Origin of the sequence: Azonexus hydrophilus (assembly GCF_038368255.1) — a bacterium.
GTDB classification, from domain to species: domain Bacteria; phylum Pseudomonadota; class Gammaproteobacteria; order Burkholderiales; family Rhodocyclaceae; genus Azonexus; species Azonexus hydrophilus.
Window position 1 is genome coordinate 2863538 of sequence record NZ_CP151406.1, and the last position, 16517, is coordinate 2880054.

The following is a 16517-nucleotide window of genomic DNA, read 5'->3' on the forward strand; positions in this document are numbered from 1 at the left end:
TTGTTCTGGGTCCAGTTTAATCCTGCTCCACCGGGCTGGCACGCGAAAAATGCGTGGCCGCAATGCCCGACAGGATGATCAGGCCGATCGCCGCCCACGCCGACGCCGGCAGGACTTCGCCCCAGAACAGCATGCCTGCAAGGCTGGAGAAGATCACCGTGGAGTAGGCCAGCGCCGCCGACATCAGCGTCTTGCCGCGCGAATAGGCCCGGGTCATGGCCAGTTGGGCGAGCGTGGCAAAAGCGGCGACGCCGAACAGGATCAGGCCGCTGTCGGCATCGACCGGGTTGATTTCGCCGAAAGCCAGCCAGACGGCGGAACAGACGGTGGCCACCAGCGAGAAGTAGAAGACGGTGCGCGTTTCCGGTTCGCCACGTGCGCCGAGTTCGCGCACACTGAAGTAGGCCATGCCGGCGAGCACGCCGGAACCGAGGCCGATCAAGCCGCCGACCAGTTGATCTTCGTGCAAGGTCGGCTTGAGCAACAGGACGACGCCGGCCAGGCCGATCGCCAGCGCGCCGAGCATGCCAGTACGCATGCGCCAGCCGGCCAGCACCAGGTAGAGCGCCAGGAAGATGGCCGAGGTGTAGTTGAGGGTCACCGCCGTCGCCAGCGGCAGCAGCGTGATCGCATAGAAATAGGAAAACAGCGCCGAGAAGCCGACCACCCCGCGCGTGATCTGCCAGCGCCAGTGCGGCGTGCGCAGCGAAACGCCGCGCAGGCGGACCAGGCCGTACATCAGCAACAGGGCGATGGCACTGCGCCAGAAGGTGATTTCCACCGCGTTGTGGGTTTCGGCGGCGAGCTTGACGCAGACGCCCATGCAGGCGAACAGGAAGCTGGCGGCGATCATCCACAGGGATTGCATGCGGGAACTCGAAAATACGAAGGGCGCCGGATTTTACCCCGGCGCCCTCATCGGCAGCGTGAATTCAACGGGAACTCAGCGGGCCTCGATGTCCTTCTGCATGATCCGCCGGTAGAACTCGTGGAAGTGCTGCATGCCGTCTTCCATCGGGCTCTGGTACGGGCCGACCTCGTTCTTACCTTGAGCCAGCAGCGCCTTGCGGCCACGGTCCATGCGCTCGCCGATGTCGTCGTCCTCGATCGCCGTCTCCATGTAGGCAGCGCGTTCGGCCTCGATGAACTCGCGTTCGAAATCGACGATTTCCTCGGGGTAGTAGAACTCGACGACGTTCATCGTCTTGTCCACGCCCATCGGGATCAGCGTCGAAACGACCAGCACGTGCGGATACCACTCGACCATGATGTTCGGGTAATAGGTCAGCCAGATCGCGCCTTGCGGCGGCGTCTGCCCGCGATCGCCGTAGTACTCGCGGACGACCTTCTGCCAGCGGTTGTACACAGCCGAGGTGGATTCCTTGAGCAGCGAGGTGATGCCGACCTTCTGCACCGAATACCAGTCGCCGAACTGCCAGCTCAGGTCGTCGCAGGTGACGAAATTGCCCAGACCCGGATGATAGGGCACGACGTGGTAGTCCTCCAGATAGACCTCGATGAAGGTCTTCCAGTTGTAATTGCACTCGTGCATCTCGACGTGGTCGAGCTTGTAACCGGAGAAGTCGAGGTCGCGCGCGGTGGTCATGCCGGCCAGATCGACGTTGGCCGAACGCGGGCCCTTGAACAGCAGGCCGTTCCAGTTTTCCAGCTTGACCTTGTCGAGGTTCAGGCAGGGGTTCTGCGGGAAGTGCGGCGCCCCGATCAATTCGCCGGATTGCTCGTAGGTCCACCGGTGGATCGGACAGACCACCGGCCCTTCGAGCTTGCCCGAGCCTTGCAGCATGATCGCCTGGCGATGGCGGCAGACGTTGGACATCTGCCAGATGCCGGCATTCGGCCCGACCGCGCCGCCGTTGAGCAGCATCTGGCCGTGGTCTTTCCATTCCTGCGTCCGGTAATCGCCCGCTTCCGGCACCATCAGCTGGTGACCGACATAGCCCGGACCGGCATCGAAGATGAGTTTCTTCTCCAGCGCGTGAATCCGTTCATCGAAGTACCAGTCCACCGGCAGTTGGGAAACTGCGGGGGCCAACCGGGACGAAGTCGCCATGTCGGACATTCCAAGCCTCCAGCGGGTTAAAAAGGATATTGATTTTATCCTGAAATTTGACCGAAATACCCCGGATGGAGTATTTTCACGCGTTTCCCCAAGACTGTGTGACATGGATCCGACGTCGATCGCCGACCTGAAATTCGAGACCGCACTGGCTGAACTTGAGGCCATCGTCTCCGGCATGGAAGGCGGCCAACTCGAACTCGAAGCCTCGATCGCCGCCCACCAGCGCGGCATGGCGCTGATCCGTCACTGCCAGGCGCAACTCGAACGCGCCGAAGAACAGATCCGCATCATCGAGAACGGTGAAGCGCGGGAAATCGACCGCAAAACCCTGGAGGCGCAGTGAGCGTTCCCTTTGCTGACTGGATGGCCGCCACCCAGGCGCGCACCGAATCTGCCCTGAGCCGCTTCCTGCCGGCCGGCGAGATGATCCCGCAACGCCTGCATGAGGCGATGCGCTACGCCACCCTTGGCGGCGGCAAGCGCGTGCGTCCACTGCTCGCCTTCGCCGCCGGCGAGCTGACCGGCGCCAGCGCGGACAAACTCGATGTCGTCGCCTGCGCGGTCGAATTGATCCACGCCTATTCGCTGGTGCACGACGATCTGCCGTGCATGGACGACGATGTGCTGCGCCGTGGCCGGCCGACCTGCCACGTCGAATACGACGAACCGACCGCCCTGCTGGTTGGCGACAGCCTGCAGACGCTGGCCTTCGAACTGCTGGCCAGCCAGCCGCTCGGCGAGCGCCAGCTCGAAATGATCGCCCTGCTCGCCCACGCCAGCGGCTCGCGCGGCATGGCCGGCGGTCAGGCCATCGACCTGGCCTCGGTCGGCAAACCGCTCGAACAGGCCGAACTCGAACTGATGCACGCGCTCAAGACCGGCGCCCTGATCCGTGCCGCCGTACTGCTTGGCGCCCTGACCGGCCAGCCGCTGTCGGCCGACGAACGCGCCGGCCTCGACCGATTCGCCAAGCGCGCCGGCCTGCTTTTCCAGGTCGTCGACGACATCCTCGACTGCACCGCCAGCACCGCCACCCTCGGCAAGACTGCCGGCAAGGACGAAGCCGCCGACAAGCCAACCTACGTCGCCCTGCTCGGCCTCGAACGCGCCCGCGCTTACGCCGGGGAATTGCGAACCGAAGCCCTGTCGGCGCTGTCCATCTTCGGCGAGCGTGCCAGCCGCCTGACCCAACTGGCCGATTTCATCTGCCACCGCCAATTCTGATCATGAGCCATCCGCTGCTGGAAACCATCGACAGCCCGGCCGACCTGCGTCGGCTGGAGCGCAAGCAACTGCCCCAGCTTGCCGGCGAACTGCGCGAATTCCTGATCGAATCGGTGTCGCAGACCGGCGGCCACCTGTCGTCCAACCTTGGCACCGTCGAACTGACCATCGCGCTGCACGCCGTCTTCGATACGCCGGCCGACCGCCTGGTATGGGACGTCGGCCACCAGTGCTACCCGCACAAGATCCTGACCGGTCGCCGCCAGGGCATGGACAAACTGCGCATGCGCCACGGCATCGCCGGTTTCCCCAAGCGCTGCGAGAGCGAATACGACACCTTCGGCGTCGGCCACTCGTCAACCTCGATCTCGGCCGCCCTGGGCATGGCCCACGCCGCCCGCCTCAAGGGTGAGGCGCGCAAGGTCGTGGCCATCATCGGCGACGGCGCGATGTCGGCCGGCATGGCCTTCGAGGCCATGAACAATGCCGGCGTCGGCGAGACCGACATGCTGGTCATCCTCAACGACAATGAAATGTCGATCTCGCCGCCGGTCGGCGCGCTGAACAACATCCTGACCCGGCTGACCTCGAGCAAGACCTACAACGCCGCCCGCGAGGCCGGCCGGCACATGCTCGGCTTCGCCCCACCGCTGCTCGAACTGGCGCGCCGCGCCGAAGAACACGTCAAGGGCATGATCGCCCCGGGCACGCTGTTCGAGGAATTCGGTTTCCATTACTACGGCCCGATCGACGGCCACGACCTCGACGCGCTGATCCCGACGCTGGAGAACCTCAAGCAGCTCAAGGGCCCGAAGTTCCTGCACGTGATCACCAAGAAGGGCCAGGGCTACAAGCTGGCCGAGAGCGACCCCATCCTCTACCACGGCGTCGGCAAGTTCTCCGCCGACCAGGGCATCGCCAGCGGCAAGGGCGGCGGCAAGCTGACCTACACTCAGGTTTTCGGTGACTGGCTGTGCGACATGGCGCGCGCCGATTCGCGCCTGGTGGCGATCACCCCGGCGATGCGCGAAGGCTCCGGCATGGTCCGCTTCGCCAGCGAATTCGCCGACCGCTACCACGATGTCGGCATCGCCGAGCAGCACGCCGTGACCTTCGCCGCCGGGCTGGCCTGCGAAGGACTGAAGCCGGTCGTCGCCATCTACTCGACCTTCCTGCAGCGCGCCTACGACCAGTTGATCCACGACGTCGCCCTGCAGAACCTGCCGGTCGTCTTCGCCGTCGACCGGGGCGGCCTGGTTGGCGCCGACGGCCCGACCCATCACGGCACTTTCGACCTGTCGTTCGCCGCCTGCATCCCGAACCTGGTGGTGATGACCCCGGCCGACGAGGCCGAATGCCGGCGCCTGCTATCCACCGCCTTCGCCCATGACGGCCCCAGCCTGGTCCGTTACCCACGCGGCAGCGGTACCGGCACGCTGCCGTCGAGCGAGCTCGACACACTGCCGCTGGGCAAGGGCGAAATCCGCCGTCGTGGCCAGGGCGTCGCCCTGCTCGCCTTCGGCAGCCTGGTCGCCGCCGCCGAAGCTGCCGGCGAGGTGCTCGACGCCACGGTCGCCAACATGCGCTTCGTCAAGCCGCTCGACATCGAACTGATTGTCGAGCTGGCGGGGAACCATTCGCTGCTCGTCAGCATCGAAGAGAATGCCGTGATTGGCGGCGCCGGCTCGGAAATCGAGCGGGTGCTGGCCGAACGCGGGTTGAACGTGGCCGTGCTGCGTCTCGGCCTGCCGGATCGTTTCATCGATCATGGCGAACAGGGTCAGCTCCTCGCCGAGCTCGGCCTCGACAAGGACGGCATCGTGCGCAGCGTGCGCGAACGCCTGGCCAATCAATCACCCGACAGAACAGCACAATGACCACTACCAGCATCCCTGACGTCCAGAACTCCGCCGACACCCGCCAGATCGCCATCAACAAGGTCGGCATCAAGTCGATCCGCCACCCGGTCAAGGTCGGCGACAAAGCCGCCGGCGTCCAGCACACCATCGCCGTTTTCAACATGTACGTCGGCCTGCCGCACAACTTCAAGGGCACGCACATGTCGCGCTTCGTGGAAATCCTCAACAGCCACGAACGCGAGATCTCGGTCGAGAACTTCCCGGCCATGCTCCAGGACATGATCGTCAAGCTCGAGGCCGAAACCGGCCACATCGAGATGAACTTCCCCTACTTCATCAACAAGACGGCGCCGATCTCCGGCGTGCAGAGCCTGATGGACTATGACGTCACCTTCATCGGCGACATCAGGAACGGTGAAATCGTCACCTCGACCAAGGTCGTCGTCCCGGTCACCAGCCTGTGCCCGTGCTCGAAGAAGATTTCCGAACGCGGCGCCCACAACCAGCGCTCGCACGTCACCGTCACCGCCCGCACCAACGATTTCGTCTGGATCGAGGAGCTGGTGCAACTGGTCGAGGCCGAGGCTTCCTGCGAGCTCTACGGCCTGCTCAAGCGCCCGGATGAGAAGTACGTCACCGAACGCGCCTACGACAACCCCAAGTTCGTCGAAGACATGGTCCGCGACGTCGCCGCCCGCCTCAACGCCGAGCCGCGCATCGACGCCTACGTCGTCGAGTCGGAGAATTTCGAATCGATCCACAACCACTCGGCGTATGCGTTGATCGAGCGGGACAAGAAAAACGGCTGATTGCCCCGATCAGCCCCGGATTCCCCCAAAGAGGCTACGGCCTCTTTTTTGTTGCCCGGCATTTTCCGTAGACGAAAAAAAGGGGCCGAAGCCCCTTTTCGTGTCCTGCAGCAAACCGTCGATCAGGCAGAAGCCTTCTTCGCCGGCAGCTTTTCCTTGATGCGTGCGGACTTGCCCGAACGCTCGCGGAGGTAGTACAGCTTGGCGCGACGGACGTCACCGCGGCGCTTGAGTTCGATCGACGCGACCAGCGGCGAATAGGTCTGGAAGGTACGCTCGACGCCTTCGCCCGAAGAAATCTTGCGGACGATGAAGTTCGAGTTCAGGCCACGGTTACGCTTGGCGATGACGACGCCTTCGTAAGCCTGCAGACGCTCGCGGTTGCCTTCCTTGACCTTCACTTGAACGACAACGGTGTCGCCCGGTGCGAAATCAGGAATGGTCTTGCCCAGGCGGGCGATTTCTTCTTGTTCCAGCTGTTGAATCAGGTTCATGTGAGATCCTTTTTATAAAACATTACTCACCGCATTGCTCCTCTCCGGATATTTCCGTGAGGAGTTGCGTTTCCTCCGCAGTCAGACTGCGGTGCGCCAGCAAATCCGGGCGACGCTTCCGGGTCCGCGCCAGCGACTGCTTGAGTCGCCAGCGACGAATTTTCTTGTGATCGCCGGAGATCAGCACTTCAGGCACCGCCATTCCCTCGTAAACCTCGGGACGGGTGTAGTGCGGACAATCCAGCAGACCACCGACAAACGAATCTTCCACCGCCGAAGCGGCATCGCCGAGCACACCGGGCAACTGGCGGACAATGGCATCGATCAGCACCATCGCCGGCAATTCGCCCCCGGAGAGCACGAAATCCCCGATCGAAATTTCCTCATCGACACAGCGCTCGATCAGACGCTCGTCGATTCCTTCATAGCGGCCGCACAGCAGGATCAGCCCCGCCTCGCCGCTGGCCAGCTGCATGACCCGTTCGTGGGTCAGCGGCGCCCCCTGCGGCGACAGGTAGATGACCCGGCTGCTCGCCAGGCCCGCTGCCTGCTGCTGCGCCTTTGCTGCAGCAATCGCCTTCTCCAGCGGCCCCGGCTGCATCAGCATGCCCGGTCCGCCGCCGAAGGGACGATCATCGACGCGACGCCAGGCGTTTTCGGCGAAATCCCTGGGATTCCAGCCTTGCCAGGCCCAGCGCCCTTCTTCCAGCGCCCGTCGGGTAATACCGCTTTGCGTCACGGCGGCGAACATCTCCGGAAAGATGGTCACGCAGTCGAACCGGATCACCAGTCGCTGCCCCACGCAACGCGAATGCGCCCTGCTTCCTTCTCCACCGTCAGCACCACCGCCTCGACAAAAGGCAGCAGCCGTTCGGTGCCATCCTCGGCGACCACGCGCAACACATCGTTGGCGCCGGTTTCGATCAGCCCGGCAACCGTGCCGAGCGTTTCGTCTGCTTCATTGACGACCACCAGACCGACCAGGTCACCCCAGTAGAACTCGTCATCGGCAGGCGGCGGCAACATCTCGCGCGGCGCGCCCACCAGCGTTCCCTTCAGCGCCTCGGCGGCCGTCCGGTCGGGGACTTCGTCCAGCAGGACGACAATCCCGTCACCATGCGCTTTCAGACCCTTGAGCCCGACTTCGCGCCACGGTCCGCCTTCGCGACCGATCCACCAGACCGGCATCTCTGCCCAGGCCAGCGGATCATCCCCGAAAGGATGCAGTCTCAGCCAGCCGCGAATCCCGTAAGGATCGGCCAGCCGACCCAGGACGACGATTTCGCTGCCGGACAAGGGCAAAGCCGCTTAGGCAGCCTGCTGGGCAGCGTGCTGCTTGACCAGACGGGCAACCGTCGGCGACAGCTGGGCGCCGTTGTTCTGCCAGTAGGCCAGACGATCGGCGGAAATACGCAGGGCTTCGGCATTGCCGGAGGCAACCGGGTTGTAGAAGCCGATGCGCTCAACGAAACGGCCGTCACGACGGTTACGGGAATCGGTAACAACCATGTTGTAGAACGGGCGCTTCTTGGCGCCGCCACGGGCAAGACGGATAACAACCATTGGAATACTTTCGTTAGCTGGGAAAAAGACGCAAGATTATATCTGCAAATCGATAAAAAACAAGCCACTTAAGACCCGCTCAATTACCGAGCCCCCTAGCTTGGACCACAGGGAGCAAGATAGGGAGAAATGCCCTTTTTTGCTATCCTTGCAGAAATCATGGCAAAAACACCACAAAACGACACACCGGTGGCCGGCGAAGGCGGCATCAAGGGCATCCTTGAATGGCTGGCGTTGGCTCACGGCCGTTCGAATGCGGAAGATACCGAGGAACTGCTGCGCCAGGTGCTCTATCTCCGCGAAGCACCGATTGCCACACCACAACGCATCAAATTGCTTGATCTCCTCTACGCCCACACCGAGGAAGTCGTACGCAGCGAACTACCACGCCTGAACGAGTTGTCGCTACCGATCTCGCGCAAGATCCGCCAGCGCGTCCGCCTGATCCTTGAACTGCTGGAAACGCTGACCCAGGATTATTTCAACACCCTGGCCGCCCTGTTCGACCCGCAGGGCAACACCCTGGGCAATGGTGCCCAGACCTCACTGCGCCGCGCCATGCTGTCGATTGCCTGGCAAATCCGCATCCACCACCTGGTTGCTGCCCCACCCCGCCCCGGGCTCTGGCAGCAACTGCATGCTGCCTTCCGCACCGCCCGCCGCCTTGGCGTCGAACACCACCCCGGCCCACGCGAATCGGCCAGCATCCAACGTCTGTACACCAACATCCTGCTGACCGCGATTGCCCAGCCGGCTTCGTTTTCTTCGGACGAACTCGAGTTCATCAACGCGCTCGTCGAACAAAGCGGGCAAGCACCGGTACTCAGCGAAAATATCAGCGGACCACTCGACAGCTGCTTCTGGATCGATCTCGACCGAGACTTCCCGGCCCACGCCTTGAGCCGGCGCACACCGGGCAGCGACATCCAGCCCCTGTATTTCTCCTGCGCCGAACTCGCCCGGGAAATTGGCGACATCCGCCAACGACTGAACACCGGCACCCCGCCCCGGCAAATCGAACTCCCCGACTTCGCCGGCACCCACAGCGGCCAGGGTGTTCTCCGGCGCCTGGAAAAGCTATGGGGACTGCCCGCCAAACGGAAGTTCCCGCGCCGTCGGCAGTCCTACCGCGCCCGACTCTGCGCCGGCCTGGAAAGTCTTCACCAGCTACTGGAGAATCCGGACCAGGACGTGGAACTCAGCGAATGGATGGTGACCAACGAAAGCCCCGATGGCTTTGCCCTGATGCACATGATGGGCAGTACCACCCAGTTGCGGGTCGGTGACATCGTTGCCATCCAGACCCAGAAGGAAGCCGGCAACGGCGACGCCTGGCACGTCTGCATCATTCGCTGGGCCATCTCGGAAAATCCGGAACACGTCGAGGTCGGCCTGCAATTGCTGGCCCCCAGAGCCATCGCCGCGCGCATTGCCCAACCGTGGAACCTCGAAGCCCCCCAGGTCAACGCACTGATCCTTCCCGAGACACCACCGCTGCGCAAGAATCAGTCGCTGGTTGTCAGCCCCGGACTACTCAACGAGGACAGCCGCCAGATTGTGTTGCTGATCGAACAGGACAATTTCGCCGTCCGCGAAGTCCGTACCACGGGCATCGACGAGCAGACCAGTTCGGTCGAAATTTTCCCGATCAGCCCCGAAGACATGGAGTGATGGCCGCTGGCCGCCTGGACGTATAATCCGGGCCCATGCAAGACATACTCGTCCTTTACTACAGCCATCGCGGCTCGGTCCGCGCCCTGGCCGAACGGCTGGCCCGCGGCATCGATTCCGTTCCCGGCGCCCAGGCTCGCCTGCGTACCGTTCCCCGAGTTTCCACCGTCTGCGAAGCCAGCGCCCCGGGCATTCCCGACGCAGGCGCGCCTTACGTCGAAATCAGCGACCTTGAGGAATGCGCCGGCCTGGCCCTGGGCAGCCCGGTCCGTTTCGGCAACATGGCAGCGCCGATTAAGTATTTCTGGGACGGCACCATCGCCACCTGGCAGAACGGCAGCCTGGCCGGCAAACCGGCCTGCGTGTTCACCTCCAGCGCCAGCCAGCACGGCGGCAACGAAGCCACGCTGCTGAGCATGATGCTGCCGCTGCTGCACCACGGCATGCTGCTGATGGGGCTACCCTATACCGAAGCCGAATTATCGACCACGCGCAGCGGCGGCACGCCCTACGGGGCCAGCCATGTCGCCGGTGGCAACGGTGATCCGACACTGACCGAAGCGGAAAGCCAGCTGGCTTTCGCCCAAGGGCAACGCCTGGCCCGACTGGTCGTCCAACTGGGGAAATCATGAACGCCCGCCTTTACCAGAACCTGACCAGCGCCGCGCTGATCGCCCTGATCTTCCTCTGCCTGGCCTGGGAAGGCTGGCTGGCGCCCTTGCGCCCAGGCGGTTCGTGGCTGACGCTCAAGGCCATCGTCCTGCTGGCGCCGCTGTTCGGCATCCTGCGCGGCAAGCGCTACACCTACAAGTGGCTGTCGCTGCTGATCCAACTCTACCTGCTCGAAGGCCTGACCCGGGCGACCAGCGAGCACGGCCTGTCACAATGGCTGGCTGTCGGCGAAACCGTGCTCGCCGTGCTCATCTTCTACTCAGCGGTGATGTTCATCCGGGCGACACGAAATACCGAGATAAAAAAAACCGCGTCGTCGTGACGCGGTTTTTTGCCAGGGCGCGCTGACTCAGATGTCGTCGCCCTGGGCGCGCACCTTGTCGAGCGTCGATTCGAGCTTGTTCAGCGCATTCAGGTAGGAGCGCGCCGACGCGATGACGATGTCGGTATCGGCGCCGTTGCCGTTGACGATGCGACCGCCCTTGGCGAGGCGCGTGGTCACTTCGCCCTGGGCGTCGGTACCGGTGGTGATCGCATTGACCGAGTAAAGCAGCAACTCGGCACCGCTACCAGCGATGCTTTCGATGGCCTTGAACGTGGCATCGACCGGGCCGCCACCACCGGCTTCGGCCTTGTGCTCGACGCCGCCGACATTGAGGATGACGGTCGCCTGCGGCATCTCGCCGGTTTCCGAGGTGACCCGCGAATAAACCAGCTTGTAGTGTTCCTGCTCCGGCGTCACGACTTCGTCGGAAACCAGCGCATGCAGGTCCTCGTCGAAAATTTCGTGCTTGCGGTCGGCCAGTTCCTTGAAGCGGGCGAAAGCGGCGTTCAGGGTCTCGTCGCTGTCCAGCTCGATGCCGAGTTCCTGTAAGCGGGACTTGAAGGCATTGCGCCCGGAGTGCTTGCCGAGCACCAGCTTGTTCTGCGTCCAGCCGACATCCTGGGCACGCATGATCTCGTAGGTCTCGCGGTGCTTGAGCACGCCGTCCTGGTGGATGCCAGATTCGTGCGCGAAGGCGTTGGCACCGACGACGGCCTTGTTCGGCTGCACCGGGTAGCCGGTGATCTGCGAGACAAGCTTGGAAGCGGCGACGATCTGCGTCGTGTCGATCCGCGTCTCGACCGGGAAGACGTCGGCGCGGGTGCGCACGGCCATGACGATTTCTTCCAGCGCAGCGTTGCCGGCGCGCTCACCGAGACCATTGATCGTGCATTCGACCTGGCGGGCGCCGGCCAGCACGGCGGCCAGCGAGTTGGACACGGCCAGGCCGAGGTCGTTGTGACAGTGCACCGACCACACCACCTTGTCGGAATTCGGCACGCGCTCGATCAACTGGCGCATGGTTTCGGCGTACTGCGAGGGAATGTTGTAGCCGACCGTATCGGGCACGTTGATCGTCTTCGCGCCAGCCTTGATCACTGCCTCGAAGATGCGGCACAGGAAGTCGATTTCCGAACGCCCGGCGTCCTCCGCCGAGAACTCGACGTCGTCGGTATATTGCCGCGCCCAGCCAATCGCCTTGACCGCCTGCTCGACCACCTGATCGGGGCTCATGCGCAGCTTCTTCTCCATGTGGATCGGACTGGTCGCGATGAAGGTGTGGATGCGGCCCGACTTGGCCGGGCGAATCGCCTCGCCGGAGCGGGCGATGTCGTTCTCGCTGGCGCGCGCCAGCGAGCAGACCGTCGAATCCTTGATCGCCTGGGCGATCGCCTGGATCGATTCGAAATCGCCGGGCGAGGCGGCGGCAAAGCCGGCCTCGATGACGTCGACGCGCATCTTTTCCAGTTGGCGGGCAACGCGGATCTTCTCCTCGCGCGTCATCGACGCGCCGGGGCTCTGCTCGCCGTCGCGCAAGGTGGTATCGAAAATAACCAGATGTTGTTTCATGATGACTCCGTCAAACTCAGGCCGGCTTGCGCTTGAGCAGGCCGATCAGGGCCAGGACATAACCGGACAGGCAATAGACCACGAAGAAACCGAACAGTGCGATTTCCGGGCTGTAGGCGATCAGCGCGAAGACCAGCGCGATCGCGGCAATGGCAAAGAAGGGCACGCTCTTCTTCAGGTTGATGTCCTTGAAGCTGTAATAGCGGATGTTGGACACCATGGTCACGCCGGCCAGCACGGTGACACCGCAGGCCAGCCAGCGGATGTCGTGGCCGGAAACCTCGGCGACGATGCTGACCCACACCAGCCCGGCGACCAGCGCCGCCGCTGCCGGCGACGGCAAGCCCTGGAAGAAACGCTTGTCCATGACTTCCAGCGTGGTGTTGAAGCGCGCCAGCCGCAATGCCGCACCGGCGCAGTAGATAAAGGCGGCGATCCAGCCGATACGGCCCAGGTCGTTGAGCGCCCACATGTAGATGACCAGCGCCGGCGCCGCGCCGAAGCTGACCATGTCGGACAGCGAATCGTATTCCGCACCGAAAGCCGACTGCGTATTGGTCAGCCGTGCCACGCGGCCGTCGAGACCGTCGAGGACCATGGCGATGAAGATGGCCATCGCCGCCTTCTCGAAATCGCCCTGCATGGCCTGGACGATGGCAAAGAAGCCGGCAAACAGCGCCGCCGTCGTGAACATGTTCGGCAACAAGTAGATGCCGCGACGTTTGACTTCCGGATTGAACAGGGCTTTGCGGGGTTTGAGTTCGGTCATGGGCAGCAAGGGAAAGCTGGAACGGCTGAAGAATACACCCGGAAGGTGTCAGCCCAGAAACAACTTGGGCGGTGCAGGTTACCTACACCGCCCAAAGCGAAGGTAGCGCTAGGCGCGCCCGCGCAGACAGTACGTCAGTACGGCAAGCGGAAGCAACGCCGCGCTACCGAGCCAGCGCCAGAACTTTAGTTCTTGGATTGATCGACCAGCTTGTTCTTCTTGATCCACGGCATCATGTCGCGCAGCTGGCCGCCGACCGTTTCGATCGGATGCACGGCGTTCAGGCGACGACGAGCCGTCATGCTCGGGTAGTTGGTACGACCTTCGAGGATGAACATCTTGGCGTACTCGCCGGTCTGGATGCGCTTCAGGGCATTGCGCATGGCTTCGCGCGACTGCTCGTTGATGACTTCCGGACCGGTCACGTACTCGCCGTACTCGGCGTTGTTCGAGATCGAGTAGTTCATGTTGGCGATGCCGCCTTCGTACATCAGGTCGACGATCAGCTTCAGCTCGTGCAGGCACTCGAAGTAGGCCATTTCCGGGGCGTAGCCGGCTTCGGTCAGGGTTTCGAAGCCCATCTTGACGAGTTCGACGGCGCCGCCACACAGAACAGCCTGCTCACCGAACAGGTCGGTTTCGGTTTCTTCGCGGAAGTTGGTCTCGATCACACCACCCTTGGTGCCGCCGTTGGCAGCTGCGTAGGACAGGGCGATGTCCTTGGCCTTGCCGGACTTGTCCTGGTAGATGGCGATCAGCGACGGCACGCCGCCGCCCTTGAGGTATTCGGAACGCACGGTATGGCCCGGGCCCTTCGGCGCGACCATGATCACGTCGAGGTCGGCGCGCGGCACGACCTGGTTGTAATGCACGTTGAAGCCGTGGGCGAAAGCCAGGGTAGCGCCCTGCTTGATGTTCGGCTCGACGTCGTTCTTGTAGACTTCCGGAATGTTCTCGTCCGGCAGCAGGATCATGACCAGGTCGGCAGCAGCGACGGCGTCCTTGACTTCGGCAACCTTCAGACCGGCGCCTTCGGCCTTGGCCCAGGAAGCACCGCTCTTGCGCAGGCCGACCGTGACGTTGACGCCGGAGTCGCGCAGGTTCTGGGCGTGGGCGTGGCCTTGCGAGCCGTAGCCAACGATGGTGACGTTCTTGCCCTTGATCAGGGAGAGGTCGGCGTCCTTGTCGTAATAAACTTTCATGAATCCCTCTTGAGAAAAACAGTAATCAGACTTTGAGAATACGATCGCCACGACCGATGCCACAGACACCGGTACGGACGGTTTCGAGAATCAGGCCGGCATCGAGCCCGGCGATGAAGGAGTCAAGCTTGGTGCTGGCTCCGGTGAGTTCGATGACATAGGTCGATTCCGTGACATCGATGATGCGGCCGCGGAAGATGTCGGCCATGCGCTTCATCTCCTCGCGATCCTTGCCGGTGGCGCGAACCTTGATCAGCATCAGTTCGCGCTCGACATGGGCAGCTTCGGAGAGGTCGACCACCTTGACCACGTCAACCAGCTTGTTGAGCTGTTTGGTGATCTGTTCGAGCACGTCGTCCGAGCCCGAGGTCAGGATGGTCATCCGCGACAACGAGGGATCTTCCGTCGGTGCCACGGTCAGCGATTCGATATTGTAGCCGCGGGCCGAGAACAGGCCGGCGACGCGGGACAGGGCGCCCGCTTCGTTTTCGATCAGGATGGAAATGATGTGTCGCATGTTGTTTTCCTTACCCGCTTACAGTTCTTCGGCCAGGATCATTTCGGTCAGGCCCTTGCCGGCGGCGACCATCGGGAAGACGTTGGCACCCGGATCGATGATGAAGTCCATGAAGACCAGGTCATCCTTGTGCTCGGTGAAGGCCTTGCGCAGTGCCGGCTCGACGTCTTCCGGCTTCTCGATGCGCATGCCGACGTGGCCGTAGGCCTCGGCCAGCTTGACGAAGTCGGGCAGCGAGGTGACGTAGGACTGCGAGTAACGCTTGGAGTAGAACATCTCCTGCCACTGGCGGACCATGCCGAGCATGCCGTTGTTCAGGTTGATGATCTTGACCGGCAGGCCGTACTGCTTGCAGGTCGACATTTCCTGGATACACATCTGGATCGAGCCCTCGCCGGTGACGCAGGCGACCTGCGCATCCGGATTGGCCATCAGCACGCCCATGCCGTAAGGCAGGCCGACGCCCATGGTGCCCAGACCGCCGGAATTGATCCAGCGCCGCGGCTTGTCGAACTTGTAGTACTGCGCGGCGAACATCTGGTGCTGGCCGACGTCGGACGTAATGAAGGCATCGCCGCCGGTCACTTCGTAGAGCTTCTCGACCACGTACTGCGGCATGATGTGATTCGACTGACGATAGGCCAGCGACTTGCGGCCGCGCCATTCGTCGATCTGCTTCCACCAGTCAGCGACTTCCGGATCGGTCTTGCAACCGCCGTCGAGCAGCTTGAGCATTTCGTCGAGCACGTCGGCAACATTGCCGACAATGGGCACATCGACCTTGACGCGCTTGGAGATCGACGACGGATCGATATCGATGTGGATGACGCGGCGCTTCTCGCTGCTGAAGTGTTCCGGGTTACCGATCACGCGGTCGTCGAAACGGGCACCAACGGCCAGGATCACGTCGGCGTAGTGCATCGCGTTGTTGGCTTCGAAGGTGCCGTGCATGCCGAGCATGCCGACGAACTGACGGTCGGTGGCGGGGTAGCCGCCCAGCCCCATCAGCGTGTTGGTGACCGGGAAATCGAGTTTCTTCGCCAGTTGCGTCAGCTTGTCGGCGGCGTCGGACAGGATCACGCCGCCGCCGGTGTAGATGATCGGCCGCTTGGCTTCCTGCAGCATCTGCACGGCCTTCTTGATCTGGCCGAGGTGACCCTTGACCACCGGGTTGTACGAACGCATCTGGATCGTCTTCGGGTAGTCGAACTCGCACATCTGCGCGGTGACATCCTTGGGGATGTCGACAACGACCGGGCCGGGACGGCCGGTGGCAGCGATATGGAAGGCCTTCTTGATGGTGATCGCCAGATCCTTGACGTCCTTGACCAGGAAGTTGTGCTTGACGCAGGGGCGGGTGATGCCGACCGTGTCACATTCCTGGAAGGCATCCTGGCCGATGTACTGGGTTGGCACCTGGCCGCACAGCACGACCATCGGAATCGAATCCATGTAGGCGGTGGCAATGCCGGTCACGGTATTGGTCACGCCGGGACCGGAAGTCACCAGCGCAACACCGACGCGTTGCGAAGAACGGGAATAAGCGTCGGCAGCGTGTACGGCAGCCTGCTCATGGCGAACCAGAACATGCTTGACGTCGTCCTGCTTGAACAACGCATCGTAGATGTGCAGCACGGAACCGCCAGGGTATCCGAACACGCAATCGACCTTTTCTTCCTGCAGGCACCTGATTACAATTTCCGCACCGCTGATCATCATATGCAAGCCCAAAAAGCTGTTGACTGAAAAGGGCGTAACCATAA

Annotated in this window: 18 protein-coding genes; 7 read left to right on the top strand and 11 right to left on the bottom strand. The window is 62.8% G+C overall.

From position 1 onward, the window contains the following. Nucleotides 1–16 precede the first annotated feature (16 nt). Entirely contained in the window at nt 17–868 is an 852-nt protein-coding gene (locus tag AADV58_RS13795; RefSeq protein ID WP_028994678.1) for a DMT family transporter, read from the bottom strand. Nucleotides 869–943: 75 nt separating this feature from the next. Further along, complete coding sequence (locus tag AADV58_RS13800) at nt 944–2080, bottom strand: aromatic ring-hydroxylating oxygenase subunit alpha (RefSeq protein ID WP_281984300.1); 1137 nt, start codon at nt 2078–2080, stop codon at nt 944–946. A 103-nt stretch (nt 2081–2183) separates the two neighbouring features. Here AADV58_RS13800 and xseB point away from each other — a divergent pair, with 103 nt between their 5' ends. From xseB to folE2, 4 genes are read left to right on the top strand one after another with little or no spacing between them, the layout of a single operon-like run. Continuing rightward, on the top strand, nt 2184–2423 hold the full coding sequence (xseB, locus tag AADV58_RS13805) for an exodeoxyribonuclease VII small subunit (protein WP_028994676.1): 240 nt from the start codon (nt 2184–2186) through the stop codon (nt 2421–2423). Between the two features lie 20 nt (nt 2424–2443). Next, a complete protein-coding gene (locus tag AADV58_RS13810; protein WP_051295318.1) occupies nt 2444–3304 on the top strand; it encodes a polyprenyl synthetase family protein in 861 nt (286 codons plus the stop codon). Nucleotides 3305–3306: 2 nt separating this feature from the next. Then, nucleotides 3307–5181, top strand: coding sequence for a 1-deoxy-D-xylulose-5-phosphate synthase (gene dxs / locus AADV58_RS13815; protein ID WP_043420964.1), 1875 nt, complete (start codon nt 3307–3309; stop codon nt 5179–5181). Further along, complete coding sequence (gene folE2, locus AADV58_RS13820; protein WP_028994674.1) at nt 5178–5972, top strand: GTP cyclohydrolase FolE2; 795 nt, start codon at nt 5178–5180, stop codon at nt 5970–5972. Before dxs ends, folE2 begins: the two co-directional genes overlap by 4 nt. A gap of 122 nt (nt 5973–6094) precedes the next feature. On the opposite strand, the gene rplS is transcribed toward folE2, so the two are convergent. Genes rplS through rpsP form a run of 4 tightly spaced genes read right to left on the bottom strand, consistent with a single transcriptional unit; the run spans nt 6095 to nt 8029 of the window. Further along, nucleotides 6095–6466: a 50S ribosomal protein L19 gene (gene rplS / locus AADV58_RS13825; protein WP_028994673.1), complete on the bottom strand. Its 372-nt coding sequence runs from the start codon at nt 6464–6466 to the stop codon at nt 6095–6097. Between the two features lie 22 nt (nt 6467–6488). Then, nucleotides 6489–7253: a tRNA (guanosine(37)-N1)-methyltransferase TrmD gene (gene trmD / locus AADV58_RS13830; RefSeq protein ID WP_211226394.1), complete on the bottom strand. Its 765-nt coding sequence runs from the start codon at nt 7251–7253 to the stop codon at nt 6489–6491. Then, nucleotides 7250–7762 carry a ribosome maturation factor RimM gene (gene rimM / locus AADV58_RS13835; RefSeq protein WP_245580515.1) on the bottom strand — a complete coding sequence of 171 codons (513 nt, stop codon included), beginning with the start codon at nt 7760–7762 and terminating at the stop codon, nt 7250–7252. Before rimM ends, trmD begins: the two co-directional genes overlap by 4 nt. A 12-nt stretch (nt 7763–7774) precedes the next feature. Then, nucleotides 7775–8029, bottom strand: a complete 255-nt coding sequence (gene rpsP / locus AADV58_RS13840; RefSeq protein ID WP_028994670.1) for a 30S ribosomal protein S16 — start codon at nt 8027–8029, stop codon at nt 7775–7777. Between the two features lie 159 nt (nt 8030–8188). Here rpsP and AADV58_RS13845 point away from each other — a divergent pair, with 159 nt between their 5' ends. The 3 genes from AADV58_RS13845 to AADV58_RS13855 are packed head-to-tail and all read left to right on the top strand — an operon-like array spanning nt 8189 to nt 10694. Then, nucleotides 8189–9700, top strand: a complete 1512-nt coding sequence (locus tag AADV58_RS13845) for a hypothetical protein (protein WP_043420962.1) — start codon at nt 8189–8191, stop codon at nt 9698–9700. Nucleotides 9701–9735: 35 nt separating this feature from the next. Beyond that, nucleotides 9736–10332: an NAD(P)H:quinone oxidoreductase gene (gene wrbA / locus AADV58_RS13850; protein ID WP_341743458.1), complete on the top strand. Its 597-nt coding sequence runs from the start codon at nt 9736–9738 to the stop codon at nt 10330–10332. Next, complete coding sequence (locus tag AADV58_RS13855; protein WP_028994667.1) at nt 10329–10694, top strand: DUF2069 domain-containing protein; 366 nt, start codon at nt 10329–10331, stop codon at nt 10692–10694. The genes wrbA and AADV58_RS13855 overlap by 4 nt, the downstream gene beginning before the upstream one ends. Before the next feature lie 27 nt (nt 10695–10721). Here AADV58_RS13855 and AADV58_RS13860 read toward each other — a convergent pair whose 3' ends face one another. From AADV58_RS13860 to ilvB, 5 genes are all read right to left on the bottom strand, one after another. After that, nucleotides 10722–12266 (bottom strand): 2-isopropylmalate synthase, encoded by a 1545-nt coding sequence (locus AADV58_RS13860; protein ID WP_028994666.1) that lies wholly within the window; start codon nt 12264–12266, stop codon nt 10722–10724. A gap of 16 nt (nt 12267–12282) precedes the next feature. Further along, complete coding sequence (gene pssA, locus AADV58_RS13865; protein ID WP_028994665.1) at nt 12283–13035, bottom strand: CDP-diacylglycerol--serine O-phosphatidyltransferase; 753 nt, start codon at nt 13033–13035, stop codon at nt 12283–12285. Nucleotides 13036–13220: 185 nt separating this feature from the next. Continuing rightward, nucleotides 13221–14237, bottom strand: coding sequence for a ketol-acid reductoisomerase (gene ilvC / locus AADV58_RS13870; protein ID WP_153151542.1), 1017 nt, complete (start codon nt 14235–14237; stop codon nt 13221–13223). 25 nt (nt 14238–14262) lie between these two features. Next, a complete protein-coding gene (ilvN, locus tag AADV58_RS13875; RefSeq protein WP_028994663.1) occupies nt 14263–14754 on the bottom strand; it encodes an acetolactate synthase small subunit in 492 nt (163 codons plus the stop codon). Nucleotides 14755–14772: 18 nt separating this feature from the next. Continuing rightward, nucleotides 14773–16473, bottom strand: coding sequence for a biosynthetic-type acetolactate synthase large subunit (gene ilvB, locus AADV58_RS13880; RefSeq protein WP_028994662.1), 1701 nt, complete (start codon nt 16471–16473; stop codon nt 14773–14775). Between the last annotated feature and the right edge of the window lie 44 nt (nt 16474–16517).

Coding starts and splice junctions, on each gene's coding strand:
- AADV58_RS13795 (WP_028994678.1), bottom strand. CDS start 868: ATGCAATCCCTGTGGATGATCGCCGCCAGCTTCCTGTTCGCCTGCATG.
- AADV58_RS13800 (WP_281984300.1), bottom strand. CDS start 2,080: ATGTCCGACATGGCGACTTCGTCCCGGTTGGCCCCCGCAGTTTCCCAA.
- xseB (WP_028994676.1), top strand. CDS start 2,184: ATGGATCCGACGTCGATCGCCGACCTGAAATTCGAGACCGCACTGGCT.
- AADV58_RS13810 (WP_051295318.1), top strand. CDS start 2,444: ATGGCCGCCACCCAGGCGCGCACCGAATCTGCCCTGAGCCGCTTCCTG.
- dxs (WP_043420964.1), top strand. CDS start 3,307: ATGAGCCATCCGCTGCTGGAAACCATCGACAGCCCGGCCGACCTGCGT.
- folE2 (WP_028994674.1), top strand. CDS start 5,178: ATGACCACTACCAGCATCCCTGACGTCCAGAACTCCGCCGACACCCGC.
- rplS (WP_028994673.1), bottom strand. CDS start 6,466: ATGAACCTGATTCAACAGCTGGAACAAGAAGAAATCGCCCGCCTGGGC.
- rpsP (WP_028994670.1), bottom strand. CDS start 8,029: ATGGTTGTTATCCGTCTTGCCCGTGGCGGCGCCAAGAAGCGCCCGTTC.
- AADV58_RS13845 (WP_043420962.1), top strand. CDS start 8,189: ATGGCAAAAACACCACAAAACGACACACCGGTGGCCGGCGAAGGCGGC.
- wrbA (WP_341743458.1), top strand. CDS start 9,736: ATGCAAGACATACTCGTCCTTTACTACAGCCATCGCGGCTCGGTCCGC.
- AADV58_RS13855 (WP_028994667.1), top strand. CDS start 10,329: ATGAACGCCCGCCTTTACCAGAACCTGACCAGCGCCGCGCTGATCGCC.
- AADV58_RS13860 (WP_028994666.1), bottom strand. CDS start 12,266: ATGAAACAACATCTGGTTATTTTCGATACCACCTTGCGCGACGGCGAG.
- pssA (WP_028994665.1), bottom strand. CDS start 13,035: ATGACCGAACTCAAACCCCGCAAAGCCCTGTTCAATCCGGAAGTCAAA.
- ilvC (WP_153151542.1), bottom strand. CDS start 14,237: ATGAAAGTTTATTACGACAAGGACGCCGACCTCTCCCTGATCAAGGGC.
- ilvN (WP_028994663.1), bottom strand. CDS start 14,754: ATGCGACACATCATTTCCATCCTGATCGAAAACGAAGCGGGCGCCCTG.
- ilvB (WP_028994662.1), bottom strand. CDS start 16,473: ATGATGATCAGCGGTGCGGAAATTGTAATCAGGTGCCTGCAGGAAGAA.